We start from the raw sequence: 15,130 nt of genomic DNA on the forward strand, positions 1-15,130 counted from the left end.
ATGAACGAGCATATCTCATCGGCTTATGACCGTGACCTTGAGGGGATAACGACACTGATCATGCGCATGGGCGGACTGGTTGAAGAGGCCATCTTGAAAGCCGTGCAATCACTTGCGGATCGTGACGTGGAACTGGCAGAGGAAGTGCGCAAGGGTGACAAAGTTATCGACGCGCTAGAGCTGCAAATCAACGAAGAAGCGGCGCGCACGATTGCGCTACGCGCCCCTGTTTCCAAAGACTTACGGTCCATTCTTACAGTGTTTCGGCTGGCTGCGTCATTGGAACGGATCGGCGATTATTCCAAAAACATCGCCAAGCGCACCAGCGTATTGGTCGAGATGGGTCCGGTGCATGGATCAGACGCCGCATTGCGCCGGATGGCGCGCGAGGTCGAAGCCATGCTCAAGGACACGCTGGACGCCTATATGCGCGGCGACGAAAAGCTCGCTGAAAGCGTGCGCCAGCGCGACCACGAAGTTGACCAGATGTACAACGCGCTATTCCGCGAATTCCTGACCTTCATGATGGAAGACCCGCGCAACATCACCGCCTGTATGCATCTTCATTTCATGGCCAAGAACATCGAACGCATGGGCGATCTGACCACCAATATGGCCGAACAGGTCATCTATCTGGTGACTGGCGAAATGCCCGACGAGGCGCGACCCAAGGGCGATAAGACAGCTTTTGTAACGGATCCGGGCTAATCCGATGGCGCAGCAACCCCATGTTCTGATTATCGAAGATGAGGCCGCCCAGCGGGAAATGCTGGCCTACAATCTTGAAGCCGAAGGGTTCCGTGTCACCCGTGCCGAAGACGGCGAAGAGGGGCTTTTGTCCGTCCAAGAAGAAGCACCCGATGTCATCGTGCTTGACTGGATGATGCCCAATTTGTCGGGGATTGAAGTATGTCGCAGGCTCAAGATCAGATCGGATACCCAACTGATCCCCATCATCATGCTGTCGGCGCGCTCTGAAGATGTCGATAAGGTGCGCGGCTTGGAAACGGGTGCTGATGACTATGTCGTCAAACCCTATTCGGTGTCAGAACTGATGGCGCGCGTGCGCACGCAGTTGCGCCGGGTGCGCCCGGCGACGGTGGGGCAGGTCCTCACCTATGATGATATTGTGCTGGATTCCGAAACGCACCGTGTCACACGTGGCGACAATGCCCTGAAACTTGGCCCGACAGAGTTTCGCCTGCTGACCACATTTATGGAAAAACCGGGCCGTGTTTGGTCACGTGACATGCTTTTGGACCGGGTTTGGGGGCGCGATATCTATGTTGATACCCGTACGGTTGACGTGCATGTCGGGCGGCTGCGCAAGGTGCTGACCCAACATGGGGGCAGCGATCCGGTACGCACCGTCCGAGGGGCCGGCTACGCTCTGGGTTAGCCGCTAGCAAATCCTTTGCAGGATTTGCCGTCAGACTTTTGTCATAAGTTTGTTTGCCGCCCGATTAAGCGCCCCATGGCCCGTGGTGCCCTTCGCCGCCATCAACCCGCGCAAACCCATGCGCGCCGAAGAAATCACGCTGTCCTTGGATCATATTCGCGGTCCCGCGTGCGGTACGCATAGCATCGAAATAGGCCAATCCGGATGAAAGCGCTGGCAAGGCCAGCCCGTGCAGTGCCGCCTGCGCCACCACCTGCCGCAACGCGCCGTGGGTGTCCTTCAAGGCGTTGGCGAACTTTGGAGCCATCATCAGGTTCTGGTCGGCATTGTCGCGCAAGGCAGAGGCCATATCATCGAGCATATCGGAACGGATAATGCAGCCCGCGCGCCAAACCTCGGCAATGGCAGGTAGGGGCAGGGACCAGCCGAAGGCCTCGGAGGCCTTGGCGATCATTCCGAACCCTTGGGCGTAACACAGGATTTTACCCGCAATCAGCGCCTGCTCCAATGTGTCAAGCGACAGCATGTCATGGGGCAGGTGCCGTGGGGCCGCGCCAAAGAGGTCTTCACCGGCTGCACGGGCCGCTTTCTGCGATGACAGGTTGCGCGCAACCACAGCGGCCTCGATGGCGGGGATCGGCGCGGCAAGGTGCTGTGCCTCGATCACGGTCCAGCGTCCGGTGCCTTTTTGACCTGCCGCGTCAACAATAACATCCAGCATCGGCTGATCGGTCTCAGGATCAGTGGCGGCCGCCACTTTGCCTGATATTTCAATCAGATAGCTGCGCAACGGGCCCTTATCCCAGGCAGCAAAGGTTTCGGCGATTTTACCGTGATCAAGGCCCAGACCATCGCGCATGATGCCGTAAACCTCGGCGATCATTTGCATGTCGGCATATTCGATCCCGTTGTGAACGGCCTTGACGAAATGCCCGGCCCCTTCCTCGCCCATCCATGTGGCGCAGGGTGCGTCCTTATGCTTGGCCGAGATTGCGGTCAGGATATGCGCCACCCGGTCCCAATACGCGCGCTTGCCACCGCCCATGATCGATGGACCAAACCGCGCGCCTTCTTCGCCGCCAGAGACGCCAATGCCAAGGAACGCCAGTTTGCCGGCCTCTTTGACGCGTCGGTTGGTGTCGTGAAAGTTGGCGTTGCCAGCGTCGATGATCATATCATCGTCGTTCAGCAAGGGCCGCAGGGCCGCGATCTGATCATCCACCGCCTGCCCGGCAGGGACCATCAAGATGATGGTGCGGGGCGATTTCAGGGCGCTGACCAATTCCTCAAGCGTATCTGTTGGGGTGATCCGCGCTGCCAGATCACCGGCTGTGGCGTGGAATTCCTTGGTTGTCGCGGTTGTCCGGTTCCAGACTGCCACGTCAAACCCGTTGTCTGCGATATTCAATGCAAGGGCAGCGCCCATCGTGCCAAGGCCAATCAGGCCGATGTCCGCGTTACTCATTTATGTTCCCTCGCCTTTATGGTCTGACACCGACATAAGCCTTCGAAGAGGTAAGGAAAACCCGACACAGAAAAATGTTCTGTGAGCTTACTCTTGTATTTCGCACATTCATGAGCAATGTTCATAAAATGATTGACGAAAGACCAAACCAATGAAAATCGCAGGCATCGGCACAGCGCTGCCTAAGCGGAGAGACACGTCAGCAGCGCTTGATCGCCAACTGGGATTGGTCGCAGGCCGGATCGCGGCCCTGACAGGCGTGCAGACGCGTTACGTCTGTTCCGGCGAAGAGAGCCAGATCACACTCGGCACGGCGGCGGCACAGGCCGCATTGAGCGATGCAGGGCTACTGCCGCGTGACATTGACCTGATCATAAGTGCGGCCGCCGTGCCCTACCAGTTGATCCCGGCCACTGCGCCTGCCTATCAGGCGGCACTGGGTATCCCCGATGGCGCTGCCTTCGGTTTTGACGTGAACGCCACCTGTCTGGGCTTTGTCACCGCACTTGAGGCTTGCGCGGGTATGCTCGCATCGGGCCGTTTCAAACGCGCGCTGATTATCTCGTCCGAGGTGGCATCACGCGGACTGCCTTGGGACAGCAAACCCGCAGTGGCGGGCCTGTTTGGTGATGGTGCGGCAGCGGCGGTGGTCGAGGACAGCGACGCCCCCTTTGTGACGCGCTTTCGCAGCTATCCCAGCGGCTATGACATCTGTAAAATCGGGGCCGGGGGCACGCGATACGATTTCCGGGCAGAGCCCGAGGCCTTTGCCGCCAATACGTTTTTTGACATGGACGGAAAGGCGCTCTTTCGTCTGACCTCCAAGTATTTCGGCGGGTTTGTGGATGATCTGCTTGCAGATGCAGGCTGGACCAAGGCAGAGGTTGATCTGATTGTCCCGCATCAGGCCAGCCCGATGGCGCTGCAACATATGATCCGCCACTGCGGGTTTGATGCAGGCAAAGTCGTGGATATCTGCGCCGACTATGGCAACCAGATCGCGGCCTCGATTCCCTTTGCACTGGGCCATGCCCGCGATCGTTTGCAGACGGGCCGCAAAGTCTTGTTGCTGGGCACATCGGCTGGCGTATCATTTGGCGGTGCCGCGGTGACGTTCTGATGGCGGTTCTGGTGACAGGAGCGACGGGGTTTCTGGGTGCACATCTGGCGCTTGCCTTGTGTGATCAGGGAGTGATTGCAACAGGGCGGGATCGCGCCAAGCTGGCGCGGCTCAAGGCGCTGGGGTTGCGCAGCGTCGCGCTTGATCTGGCGCATCCGGTGCCCGCCGCAGACCGCGACCGGATTGGCGCGGTTGATGCGGTTGTGCATTGCGCCGCTTTGTCGTCGCCTTGGGGGCGTGATGCCGCCTTTGAAACGGCGAATGTCACAGCCACAAAAAACCTGCTGCATCTGTCCCGCGCATTGCGCGCGCGCCGCTTTGTCTTTGTGTCGACGGCAAGTGTGTATTTCCAATTCTGTGATCAGGACGGGCTGGGCGAGGCGCAGACAGCCCCGAAGTTTGTGAATGCCTATGCGCGGACAAAATATGCCGCAGAGCGGGAAGTGTTGAAGTTCAATGATCTGCACCCCATCGTGCTGCGCCCAAGGGGGATCTATGGGGCCGGTGATACCGCCCTTTTGCCGCGTCTGATGCGGGTCGCCCGTTCGCGAGCGGTGCCGCGGTTCTCGCCTGCGGGTGCGACGGATATCACCCACGTCGATGATGTGGTTAGCGCCTGTCAGCGCGCCATTGCCGCCGATCCTGTTGTCAGTGGCGAAGTATTCAATATCTCAGGCGGGCAGGGTGTCGCTTTGCCCGATATCGTTGCGGCGGCCTGTGCGCAATGTGATGTGCCGCTGCGGTGGCGCGACCTGCCGTTTGGCCCGGCTTTGGCGGCTGTGCGCGTGATGGAACGAATGGCCAAGACATTGCCCGGACAACCGGAACCACCAGCGACTGCCTATGCCCTTGGTATCCTGCGCTACCGGCAAACCATGAGCCTTGCGCATGCGCAAACCGCCTTGGGCTGGCAACCACAGGTCAATTTCGAAGAAGGGCTGCGCCGCACCTTTGCTAACGGTGCGATGCGGCAGGGTGTCCTGTGATCCGACCTATTTTCACCAACACTGCCAGCATTCGGACCCGCGCGCGTTGGGTTCTCAACGGTGGGCGTGGACCCGTTGATCTGCAAGTGCGCGTGGGGCTGATCATCCACCCTACTTTTGGCCCGGTTTTGATTGATGCAGGTTATGGTCCGCAAGTCACCCAAGCACCGGGGCGCAGTTGGGCGTTGCGCGCCTATGACCGGGTGCTTGGCCCCAAGCTGCAAGCGTTACAAAGCCCATTGGCCTTGTTGGCCGCGCATGGGTTCGACCCCGAAGACGTTAACTTGATCTTTGTCACCCATCTGCATGCTGATCATGTGGCCTACCTGCCTGCGTTTCCCAATGCCCGGTTTGTCACTGATGATCAGGTTACAGATGCGTTGCGGCACGGCGTGTTTAAGGAATTGCTGCCCAAGGATTTCGTAGAACGGCAGATCGATTTGCGGTCCTATCGTCTGGCGGCACTGCCGTTTGGGCTGGGGCAGGGGTATGATCTGTTAGGGGATGGCAGCGTGATTGGGGTGCCTCTGCCGGGCCATGCGCCGGGGCATTTTGGTTTGTGTTTTACAGGGAAAACACCGCTGCTTTATGCCGTTGATACGCAATGGGTGCTGGCGGCCATTCACGAGGATCGCTGTCCGGGGCTGCCCGCATCCCTGATTGCCGATGATGGGCAGGCGGCTGCCCGGTCTGTGGCGCTGGTGTGCGCCTTTGCCCAAGCGGGGGGTGATGTGATGCTTTGCCATGATCCGGCCCCAACCCAGTGGGACTGGGCGCCAGATGTTTGAGGTGCGCCATGCTTTGCTGGCCTATTGGCTTGCGCGGCGGATCAAAACACGCGCACAGCTAAAGGGGCGGACAGCAGCAAAGCTGCACAACTGGTTGCAACGCGATGTGCCGCAGGTGCCGTTCTATGCGGGGCGCAAGGTGACGACACTGGATGATCTGCCGATCATCGACAAAGCCACGCTGATGGCTGATTTCGCGGCGTTCAATACCGCAGGCATCACCGCCGAAATGGGATGGCAGGCATTTGCCGGGTCAAAGCAGATCGGCAAACTGGTTGTGGGGGCCAGCACCGGCACCAGCGGCAATCGGGGCCTGTTTGTGATTTCTCAGGCTGAACGGTTTCGCTGGCTGGGTTCAATCCTTGCCAAAGCGCTACCGGGGTTCTGGCGTAAGCGCCACAGGGTTGCGGTGCTCTTGCCTCTGAATACGCCGCTTTATGACAGTGCCAACCGGATGCAGCGCCTGAAACTGCGGTTTTTCGATATCGGGCAACCGTGGGAGGATGATCTGGCAGCGTTTCAGCCGACCGTGATTATTGCCCCGCCAAAAGTCCTGCGTCAGATAGCCATGCAGGCGATGCCGCTTGCGCCAGAGCATGTTTTTGCTGCGGCAGAGACGCTCGACCCTGTCGATGCGGCCTTTATTGCCGCCCATTTCAATCGGCCCCTTCGCCAGATTTATATGGCGACTGAAGGATTGTTTGCGGTGTCTTGCGAACAAGGCACGCTGCACCTTTGCGAAGATACGATGCATTTTGAACTGCCGCAGGTTGGCGACGATCCCGATCTGCGCGCGGTGATTGTCAGCGACTTCAGCCGCCGCACCCAGATCATGGCGCGCTACCGGATGAATGATCTGATCCGGCTTGGGCCGCCCTGTGCCTGTGGGCTACCGCATCAGACCGTGGCAGAAGTTGTGGGCCGGGTAGACGATTGTTTTACGTTGGCCGGTATGACGATCACACCTGACGTCATGCGCAATGCCGTTGTCGATGCGGATCGCAAGATCACTGATTTTCGGATCATTCAAACAGGTGCAACAGAGATTGAGGTTTTGGTGCCATATGGCGTTGACTGCGACGCAGTTCTGCAAGCGGTCATGGGCGCCCTTAGGGCGTGGTCGGCGACCGCCCGTGTTATCGTCAGGGCCGCTGATTTGAAACCGGATATGTCACGCAAGCTGCGGCGGGTCGAAAACCGCTGGCGGGGCGGTGTGCCTATTGCAGGTATTGATAGGCAATAAAGACCACATAACCGGCGAGCATTGCCGTGCCCATCGGCTTGGTCAGTTTGCCAACCGTCAACATCCAAAGGCTGAACACAACGGCCACGGCGACCGTCGCCCAGAGTTCAAACCCAAGCAGGACAGGATCGACATCAAGTGGTTTGATGATCGCGGTCAAAGCGACGATCGACATGATATTGAACGTGTTCGAACCAATGATATTGCCAAGGATCAGGCCAACGGATTGTTTGCGTGCGGCAGCGATACAGGTGGACAATTCCGGCAGTGATGTGCCGAAGGCCACAACGGTCATGCCGATCACCGCCTCTGGTACGCCGATGGCGGTCCCTGTTTGCACCGCACCCTGCACCAAAAGCTCTGACCCGATGGCAAGGGCTGCAAGCCCGGCAAGCAGCACCAAAGCCGCGCCCTTCATCGTGGTGATGGCGGGCCCCGCATCTTCGTCATCATCATCGTCTTCAAGTTGGATGCAGTCGGTCTTGTATTGAAAGAACACAAACGCCACGAGAATGGCGAACATGATCAGACCGAACACCTGGCTAAAGCTACCGATCATCATCCCGTAGGCCAGAATGGCGGTCGAGACCAACATCATCGCGAGGTCTTTCCACAGGTCCTTCGGCTTGGCCGAGACGTGAAAAACAAAGGCCGTTGCCCCCAGAACCAGCAGGATATTGGCGACGTTAGAGCCCAGTACATTACCCAATGAGATGCCGGGAAAGCCCGAAAGGTTGGCGTTCACAGAAGTGAAAAGTTCCGGCACCGAAGTCCCGAAAGAAATAATCGTCGCGCCGATGAACAGCGGGGAAAGGCCCGTGCGTTCGGCTACAAAAACGGCGGCGTCCACCGTCCAGTCGCCGCCTTTGATTAAAAGGAAAAGGCCAAAGGCCATAGCACCAGCCGACAAGACAAAAAGCTCGTAAGTTGTCAATTCAAACAAGATGTGTGTCCCGATCACTGGTCTTTGCGAATGGCGTTTCCGCGGGCTTACCCGATTTTTTGCACGAGTGTAATAGCCTTTTGCCCCAGTTAGCACCGTGCCGCAGCGTTACAAGCCCACAGCAAAAAGGCAGCCCCCGCAAGGGCTGCCTTTCTTTGGTTTCTCAGATGCTTAGGCTGCAACCTTTGGTCGAGTCATCTGTGCCAGTGCAAAGAGGGCCACCGCGCCGCCAATTCCAATCAGATCAGAGATCCAGCCGCCTTCAATCATGAAAAGAGCCACGACCAAAAGCCCGATCCGTATCGGCCATGCCGCCCGGTCACCGACCCACCAACCTTGCACGCCAGAGGACAGCAGGAACACACCAAAAACTGCCGTCGCCCCTGCGCGGATGACTTCGAACCAGGTGCCATCCATCAAGATCGCCCCGTTGTAGAAGAACATGAACGGCACAATGAAGGCCGAGATGCCAATCTTGAACGATGCCACAGAGGTGGCCATTGGGTTCGCCCCCGATATCCCTGCCGCGGCATAACTCGCCAACGCCACAGGTGGTGTGATGGCCGAGACGACGGCGAAGTAGAAGACAAAGAAATGTGCAGTCAGCATTGGGATACCAAGCTGCACCAGACCGGGGGCCACAACCGACGCCGCAACGGCATAGGCCGCCGTTGTCGGCATGCCCATGCCCAGCAGGATCGCGATGCACATCGCAAAGAACAGGGCGAGCAACTGGTTCGCCTCGGCGATGTTCAACAGCACGGATGAGAACCGCGCGCCAACACCTGTCAGCGAGATGACACCAACGATAATACCTGCACAGGCACAAACAGCGATGATCTGGATTGACATGATCCCGGCCAGCTCAAACGCCTTGGCGACAGAGCCGAGCCCCATGCGGTAGGGCGTGAACCAGCTGACAACAGCCGCCGCCACTGTGGCCAGCGTCCCCGCGCGGATCACTGAATACCCCATAAAGAGTGCGCCAATCAGAATGATGATCGGCAGAAACAAGAAGACCCGGCGCACCATGTCTTTGAACTTTGGCAGTTCATCCTCGCGCATGCCGCGCATCCCCAATTTCGCCGCCTCAAAATCAACCATGAAGTAGATAGAGACGAAATACAGCACCGCGGGGATGATCGCTGCGATGGCAATCTCGGTGTAGGGAATGCCTGTAATTTCGGCCATGATAAAGGCACCAGCCCCCATGATCGGCGGCATGATTTGCCCACCGGTCGATGCTGCGGCCTCAACCGCGCCGGACGTCGTGGGCTTGTAGCCCACCTTTTTCATCAACGGGATGGTAAGCGAGCCAGTTGCCACCACGTTACCAGCAGAGGTGCCGTTGATCATACCCATCAAGCCGGATGCAAAGATGGCCACCTTGGCGGGGCCACCACGGGCGCGCCCGGCTGCCGCAAAGGCAAAGTTGACGAAGTAGTCGCCAACTTTTGAGGCCTGAAGGAACGCTGCAAAGATGATGAACAGGATGATGTAAGTGGACGACACTGCCGTTGTTGGCCCAAGAATACCTGCATCGGTGTAGACCTGACTGAAAAAGCGCTGCCACGTGATGTCGGGCGCGTTCAGAAAGCCGGGCAACAGATCGCCGACAAAGACATAGATCAGAAACACGCCCGCAATGATAATCAGGGCAAGGCCTGCAACGCGGCGGGTCAGTTCCATGATCAGGGCGGTACCCGCGACAGCAGCAAGGCTCATCCCGATTGGGGCGAAGGGTGTGCCGGTGGAGTTGCGCATCAGCGTGCCAAAGATTGTGATCAAGTAGATCGCGACGCCAATGCCGCAAACGCTTAGCACGATATCAGCGGGGGCAATCGTGCCACGCACGCGGGGGCGCAGCCAGCCAATGACGATGCCAAGGGCGGTGGCAGCGATTAGCGGATAACCATAGTGATAGGTTTCTGCTGCTTTGATGCCTTCATCAATGCCGTTCCACATCACGCCGCCCCGAATTTGGGCCGCAAAACTGATGGCGGTGTAACAGGCATAAAGGGCAGGGAGCAGCGCCAGCATAGCCAGATAGTCAAGCGGGTGCTTACCGCTGCTGTCCTTTTCAGGAAAAGCGCGCGCGGAATAAAGCGTGAAGCCAAGGATCAGTGCACCTGCAATGTGTACGATGCGAAAATTCCATGTCTCCATCGGGAATACAGGCAAGAATGGGATATCAATGTCAGTCCATCTTTCAATCGACCACCCATTCAGGGCCGCCATGTGAAAGAGCGCGTAGAAGCCCGACAGTGCCGCGATGGCCATATAGGTGCGGCCCGTAAAGACGCGGCGGTTGTGTTCAACAGGCTCATCATCCACGCCATCTGCAATGACAGGGCCCTCAGTCTGATCTTCTTTTTGGGTGTCGGTGATCATGGCATGGCCCTCGCATATCAGCAGACACCCCATCAGGGTTTGCTGGCGGCATTCATAGCTTAAGAATAGTAAATCGCCCAAGGCCGCGTCTCGCGCGGCCTTGGGTCAGGTGATCTTAGTTACCGAAGATCTGGTCGGCAGGAATGTCTGCGCCTGCGTTCTCGATGAACCACTCGGCCGCACCAGGGTGCCATGGCAGCACGCCTGCATTCTTTGTGTAATTCTCTGGCAGGGTGGACCGTGCCGCACGGTGAATATTCACCATCCGCTCGTTATCGGACATCACCACATCTACTGCGGCTTTTACAAAGGACGCAGGCAGATCGCAGTTGGCAATCGCAAAGTTCCACATAGAGACAGAACGCGCATCGCTTTCCAGCGTGGTGTAAGTGTCAGCGGCGATGTCAAACTGGGCCACAGGGAAGGCGGCCATGATGGTTGCCTGCTCGTCTTCGGTGAACTCGATGATGTTCACGTCCGTTTGCACTTCCAACTGGCTGACCGCAGGTACAGGCACACCGGCGGCAAATGCGATCACGTCCAGCAGACCATCCTGCAACTGACCACCAAGGTCAGTCCAGCCGCCGTTGCGGCGTTCAAAGTTCACGCCAAGCTCTTCCATCATACGTGGGAAGTAGGTGTCAGAGGTTGAACCCGCAGGGCCAAAGCCGATACGCGCGCCATCAGGAATATCCGCGACGGATGTGATGCCCGATGAGGACAGCGCCGTGACCGAAAACGGCGTCTGATACATTGGGAACATTGCACATGCGTTGGTCATTTCCAGACCGGGTGCGATGGGGTTGGTGCCGGCAAGGGATTCCGCCGCAGGGCCCATGGTTGTCATGCCAAACTGCGCGTCGCCTGTGTGGACCAGCGCCATGTTCTGCATCGGGCCGCCTGTGACTTCGCCACCACCTGTCAGGCCCAGTTCTTCGGCGACAAGGTTTGCCCAGCCGGAGCCATAGGCAAAGTAGGTGCCGCCCTGCGATGCCGTACCCACGGTAAAGCTCTCTGGCCAGTCAGCCGTGTGGCCATCTGCGAATGCTGTTGTTGCTGTCAAAGCAGTTGTCGCGATAAGTGCTGCGATTTTCATATTTGTTGTCCTCCACAAAAATCACCGATCTCTCCCGGATCGGATCGTGACCTAATCACGCTTTGCAACTAGGCCGGATGGCGTTGTGGTCCATCACCGGGTCGCCTTGGCACAAGGGATCGTTCACCATGTTTGCGGTAACAGCTGGCAATTAATCCGGCAGATGGGTCGGGAAGGGGACAAACCGGGGTTTTGCTGTGTCGCCAAAGGGACAAAGCCGTCAGCTTGCCGCGTCTGCCTTGGAAATCCCATGCTTTTGCATTTTCTCGTAAAGCGCTTTGCGCGACAGTCCCAGCGCTTCATACGTCTGTTTCAGGCTGCCACCCTGCGCGGTCAATGCGGCCAGAACCAGCGCCTTTTCATGGGCCGCCATGCGGGCGGCAAGCGTGGTGTCGTCTACTGGTGACGTCACATTGGCGGGATCAAGCCCCAGCACAAAGCGGTCGGCTGCATTGCGCAACTCGCGTACATTGCCGTGCCAGTCTTGCGTGGCCAACTGTGCAAGCAAGGATGCAGGCACATCGCCCAATTGCCTTGAATATCGCGCTGCTGCCTGTGCGGCGAGGTTCAGAAACAGCGATGGCACATCATCGCGCCGCGCGCTTAGCGGCGGCACATGCAGGGTCACAACATTCAACCGATACAGAAGATCCGCTCGAAACCCAGCTTTGGCAACGGCCTGTGCAAGATCCGTTTTGGACGCAGCAATCACCCGGATATCAAGCGCCACCGGATCATTGGACCCAAGCCGCGTGATCTGGCGATCCTGAATGGCGTGCAGCAGTTTGGCCTGTACAGCAACGGGCAAGCTGTCGATCTCATCGAGAAACACCGTGCCTTGGCGGGCAAACTCGAACTTGCCAAACCGGGCGCGCATGGCCCCGGGAAAGGCGCCAGCCTCATGGCCGAACAGCTCTGATTCAACCAGATCAACGGGCAGTGCGGCGCAGTTGATATGGACAAAAGGGTGCGGGCCACGGGCGGACAGATCATGCAGCGCATGCGCGGTCAGGTCTTTGCCAACGCCAGTGTCACCGGTGATCAGCACATCCGCATCGGTTTCCGCAATCGTGCGAACCTGCTTGCGTAGGGTAACCATCGCATCAGAACGCCCAATCAGTCGTGCCTCCAGCTTGTCGCGCCCGCCAACTTCGCGTTTCAACGCACGGTTTTCGACCGTCAGGCGGCGCTTGTCCAAAGCACGCTGGATCGTTGTCACCAGCCGGGCAGGGGCAAAGGGTTTTTCGATGAAATCATATGCCCCTTCGCGCATCGATTGCACGGCAAGGTTCACATCGCCATGTCCGGTCACCAGAATGACCGGAAACTCTGGGTCAATCTCAAGCACCTTGCGCATCAGCCACAGCCCATCATGGCCCTTCATCCGAATATCGGTGACCAGAACACCCGCAAACCCACGGCTGACCTTGGCCAGCGCTGTATCGGCATTGTCAAAAACATCGGCCGGGATATCCGCCAGCATCAGGGTTTGGGCCGTTGCGTTGCGGAGCTCTTCTTCATCGTCCACAAAAATGACAGATTGCTTCATTGGGCGGCGACCTTAATGGGGGTGGCAGGTTGCAGATGGACTGAAAAAACAGCGCCACCATCAGGATGGTTCTCGGCACTCAACGTGCCGCCAAAATCCGAGACGATGTTGAATGAAATCGACAGGCCAAGCCCCAAACCCTTGCCGGGGGGTTTGGTAGTAAAGAACGGATCAAAGATGTGCGATACGGCCTCTGGGTCCAATCCCGGACCAGTATCACGCACATGAACGGTTGTGCCGCTGACGCTGAGCAGGACAACCGGGTTTGGCTGATCGTCCATCGCATCAAGCGCGTTATTAATCAGATTAACGATGACCTGTTGTAGGCGCACATGACCACCCGTCACCCAAACCTCCTGCGCGAGGGGGGGATAATCAACCACGCCGCTGCCAGAGCGGAGGCGCATATCAATCACGGCAAGCGCGTCTTGAATAACTGTATTCAGCAACAGCGGCCCGGTGGCTTGCTGCGGTCTGCGCGCGAAATTGCGCAGATGGGCCGAGATTGTCGCCATGCGGTCCGCCATCTTGGAAATCCGCCCGATGTTCTCTTTGGCGTGTGCAATCTGATCGCGGGCAAGGAATGCATCGGCGTTGTCAGCATAGGATTTGACCGCGGCAAGCGGTTGATTGAACTCATGGCTAAGGGCGGCTGACATTTGCCCAAGGGCAGACAGCTTGCCCGCCTGAATAAGATCGGTCTGTGTCTGGCGCAGATCGGACAGGGCCGTTTCCAGATCAGCGGTACGCTCTGCCACGGCCACCTCAAGCGCGCGTTTGCTGCGCTTCTCATGGGCAAAGGCCTCGGCCTGACGGGCCTGACGCAGCAATAAGGCGAGCAGGGCAGCCAAGGCCAGACCCGTGGTCAGCCCGGCGATGAGCAGGGTTGTCAGCGCCTGCAAGGTCGCTGGCCGGGTCGGGGTCAGCGAGGCCATGGTCCAATCAAGATCAGGCAGGCTTTGCGAGGTCAGCGCGAAACTTTCGCGCGGCGTACCTTCGATATAGACCAGCTCTGCCTCGGCGTTCAATTCTGTGCGGGTGATCGGCAAAAGGTCAATACGATCAATGGGATACTGCAGGTTTTGGGCGATAACGCGCAATGTGGCATCGCTGAGCGGACGAATGGCGCGAAAATGCCAATCCGGGCGCGATGACATGAACACAAAGTCATTGCGATCACTGACAATAAAGGCGCTGTCAGCACCACGCCAGATGCTTTCAAAGGCGGCAATATTGAACTTGATGGCCAGAACGCCAACGATCCGTTCACCGTCCTCAACGGGGGCGGCGTAGAAATACCCGCGTTCACCGGTTGTCGTGCCGTAGATCGAAAAACTCGACAGATCGCCGTTCAACGCCTGGGTGAAATAGCTCTGATAGCTGAAGTTGCGATCAAGATAACTGCCAGCGTCGCGATAAGATGCCGCCGCGAGGGTGCGGCCAGAGATATCCATCAGATATACATCGGATGCCTTCACGGTGGCAGCCGTTTGCCGCAAATCCTCATTCACGGCAGCTTGCAAACTGCCGTTGCCAGGGTCGTCCAGCAGCGCGGCAAGCCGGGGCCGTTCAGCAATCAACGCGGGCAGGGGGGCGTATCGTTCCAACGCAGCGCGCAGTCCGGCCACTGCTAGCGTCAATGACACAGCATCACGCGCCGCTTGCTGGCGCATCTCGTGCCGCTCTAACGCGGGAAATGACGCCGCGCCGATCAGCAGCGTCACCACGCCAAGCGCTGAAATCAGACCAAAGATGCGTTTGCGGGACAGAGTCATGGTGCAAACTATGCGTGAGACGCGTGCGGTTGGACAGATGGAAAATGTGAAGTGGGTGTGCAATGGAAACAGCATCACTCGCCATCATGGAACCGACAAGTTCTCTGACATGCGGCTGGGGCTTGTTGAAATCGTCCACGTATTCAGGAGCACAAGGAACACCAACCTGATAGGCAATTGCTTTGGCAATATGATAGGCGGGACGTATGCGTAGTCTTAAGGTGGTGTATATCGCATAATCAGTATTATGTAATATTAACGGCAACCAAACACCAATAAACTAACGCTATGCGACAATCGGCTTCTGCACACCTAGCCCCTCGATGCCCGGCCGCAATGACTGACCCGCACGCAGATAGACCAGTTCAGGCCGTT

General features: G+C 58.0%; 12 protein-coding genes. 6 read left to right on the forward strand and 6 right to left on the reverse strand.

The annotated features are described in order from the left end of the window. Both phoU and phoB read left to right on the forward strand, forming a co-directional pair. Positions 1 to 708, forward strand: coding sequence for a phosphate signaling complex protein PhoU (phoU, locus tag DHN10_RS05445; protein ID WP_108814223.1), 708 nt, complete (start codon positions 1 to 3; stop codon positions 706 to 708). 4 nt (positions 709 to 712) lie between these two features. Further along, positions 713 to 1,399, forward strand: coding sequence for a phosphate regulon transcriptional regulator PhoB (gene phoB, locus DHN10_RS05450; protein WP_108814224.1), 687 nt, complete (start codon positions 713 to 715; stop codon positions 1,397 to 1,399). Positions 1,400 to 1,463: 64 nt separating this feature from the next. Here the strand turns inward: phoB and gndA are convergent, their stop codons facing one another. Beyond that, complete coding sequence (gene gndA / locus DHN10_RS05455; RefSeq protein ID WP_108814225.1) at positions 1,464 to 2,864, reverse strand: NADP-dependent phosphogluconate dehydrogenase; 1,401 nt, start codon at positions 2,862 to 2,864, stop codon at positions 1,464 to 1,466. Between the two features lie 151 nt (positions 2,865 to 3,015). Here gndA and DHN10_RS05460 point away from each other — a divergent pair, with 151 nt between their 5' ends. From DHN10_RS05460 to DHN10_RS05475, 4 genes are read left to right on the forward strand one after another with little or no spacing between them, the layout of a single operon-like run. Continuing rightward, complete coding sequence (locus tag DHN10_RS05460) at positions 3,016 to 3,984, forward strand: 3-oxoacyl-[acyl-carrier-protein] synthase III C-terminal domain-containing protein (RefSeq protein ID WP_108814226.1); 969 nt, start codon at positions 3,016 to 3,018, stop codon at positions 3,982 to 3,984. Continuing rightward, entirely contained in the window at positions 3,984 to 4,970 is a 987-nt protein-coding gene (locus tag DHN10_RS05465; RefSeq protein WP_108814227.1) for an NAD-dependent epimerase/dehydratase family protein, read from the forward strand. Before DHN10_RS05460 ends, DHN10_RS05465 begins: the two co-directional genes overlap by 1 nt. Then, complete coding sequence (locus tag DHN10_RS05470) at positions 4,967 to 5,758, forward strand: MBL fold metallo-hydrolase (RefSeq protein WP_108814228.1); 792 nt, start codon at positions 4,967 to 4,969, stop codon at positions 5,756 to 5,758. The genes DHN10_RS05465 and DHN10_RS05470 overlap by 4 nt, the downstream gene beginning before the upstream one ends. Beyond that, a complete protein-coding gene (locus DHN10_RS05475) occupies positions 5,715 to 7,001 on the forward strand; it encodes a CoF synthetase (protein ID WP_159086927.1) in 1,287 nt (428 codons plus the stop codon). Before DHN10_RS05470 ends, DHN10_RS05475 begins: the two co-directional genes overlap by 44 nt. Here the strand turns inward: DHN10_RS05475 and DHN10_RS05480 are convergent. The 5 genes from DHN10_RS05480 to DHN10_RS05500 all read right to left on the reverse strand — a co-directional run bounded on the left by DHN10_RS05480 (position 6,976) and on the right by DHN10_RS05500 (position 14,755). Then, positions 6,976 to 7,944, reverse strand: a complete 969-nt coding sequence (locus DHN10_RS05480) for a calcium/sodium antiporter (RefSeq protein ID WP_108814525.1) — start codon at positions 7,942 to 7,944, stop codon at positions 6,976 to 6,978. The two genes, DHN10_RS05475 and DHN10_RS05480, sit on opposite strands and share 26 nt — an antisense overlap. 171 nt (positions 7,945 to 8,115) lie before the next feature. After that, entirely contained in the window at positions 8,116 to 10,335 is a 2,220-nt protein-coding gene (locus DHN10_RS05485) for a TRAP transporter permease (RefSeq protein ID WP_108814526.1), read from the reverse strand. 115 nt (positions 10,336 to 10,450) lie between these two features. Next, complete coding sequence (locus tag DHN10_RS05490) at positions 10,451 to 11,431, reverse strand: TAXI family TRAP transporter solute-binding subunit (RefSeq protein WP_108814230.1); 981 nt, start codon at positions 11,429 to 11,431, stop codon at positions 10,451 to 10,453. A 220-nt stretch (positions 11,432 to 11,651) separates the two neighbouring features. Continuing rightward, positions 11,652 to 12,980 (reverse strand): sigma-54-dependent transcriptional regulator, encoded by a 1,329-nt coding sequence (locus tag DHN10_RS05495; RefSeq protein ID WP_108814231.1) that lies wholly within the window; start codon positions 12,978 to 12,980, stop codon positions 11,652 to 11,654. Then, positions 12,977 to 14,755 carry a sensor histidine kinase gene (locus DHN10_RS05500; RefSeq protein ID WP_108814232.1) on the reverse strand — a complete coding sequence of 593 codons (1,779 nt, stop codon included), beginning with the start codon at positions 14,753 to 14,755 and terminating at the stop codon, positions 12,977 to 12,979. Before DHN10_RS05500 ends, DHN10_RS05495 begins: the two co-directional genes overlap by 4 nt. Positions 14,756 to 15,130: the final 375 nt, after the last annotated feature.

The sequence above is a fragment of the Loktanella sp. Alg231-35 genome (genome assembly GCF_900143545.1).
Taxonomy (GTDB): Bacteria; Pseudomonadota; Alphaproteobacteria; order Rhodobacterales; family Rhodobacteraceae; genus Yoonia.

What these genes read in the sequence shown, in the direction of transcription:
- phoU (WP_108814223.1), top strand. Translation starts at nt 1, where the DNA reads ATGAACGAGCATATCTCATCGGCTTATGACCGTGACCTTGAGGGGATA.
- phoB (WP_108814224.1), top strand. Translation starts at nt 713, where the DNA reads ATGGCGCAGCAACCCCATGTTCTGATTATCGAAGATGAGGCCGCCCAG.
- gndA (WP_108814225.1), bottom strand. Translation starts at nt 2,864, where the DNA reads ATGAGTAACGCGGACATCGGCCTGATTGGCCTTGGCACGATGGGCGCT.
- DHN10_RS05460 (WP_108814226.1), top strand. Translation starts at nt 3,016, where the DNA reads ATGAAAATCGCAGGCATCGGCACAGCGCTGCCTAAGCGGAGAGACACG.
- DHN10_RS05465 (WP_108814227.1), top strand. Translation starts at nt 3,984, where the DNA reads ATGGCGGTTCTGGTGACAGGAGCGACGGGGTTTCTGGGTGCACATCTG.
- DHN10_RS05475 (WP_159086927.1), top strand. Translation starts at nt 5,715, where the DNA reads ATGATCCGGCCCCAACCCAGTGGGACTGGGCGCCAGATGTTTGAGGTG.
- DHN10_RS05485 (WP_108814526.1), bottom strand. Translation starts at nt 10,335, where the DNA reads ATGATCACCGACACCCAAAAAGAAGATCAGACTGAGGGCCCTGTCATT.
- DHN10_RS05490 (WP_108814230.1), bottom strand. Translation starts at nt 11,431, where the DNA reads ATGAAAATCGCAGCACTTATCGCGACAACTGCTTTGACAGCAACAACA.
- DHN10_RS05495 (WP_108814231.1), bottom strand. Translation starts at nt 12,980, where the DNA reads ATGAAGCAATCTGTCATTTTTGTGGACGATGAAGAAGAGCTCCGCAAC.
- DHN10_RS05500 (WP_108814232.1), bottom strand. Translation starts at nt 14,755, where the DNA reads ATGACTCTGTCCCGCAAACGCATCTTTGGTCTGATTTCAGCGCTTGGC.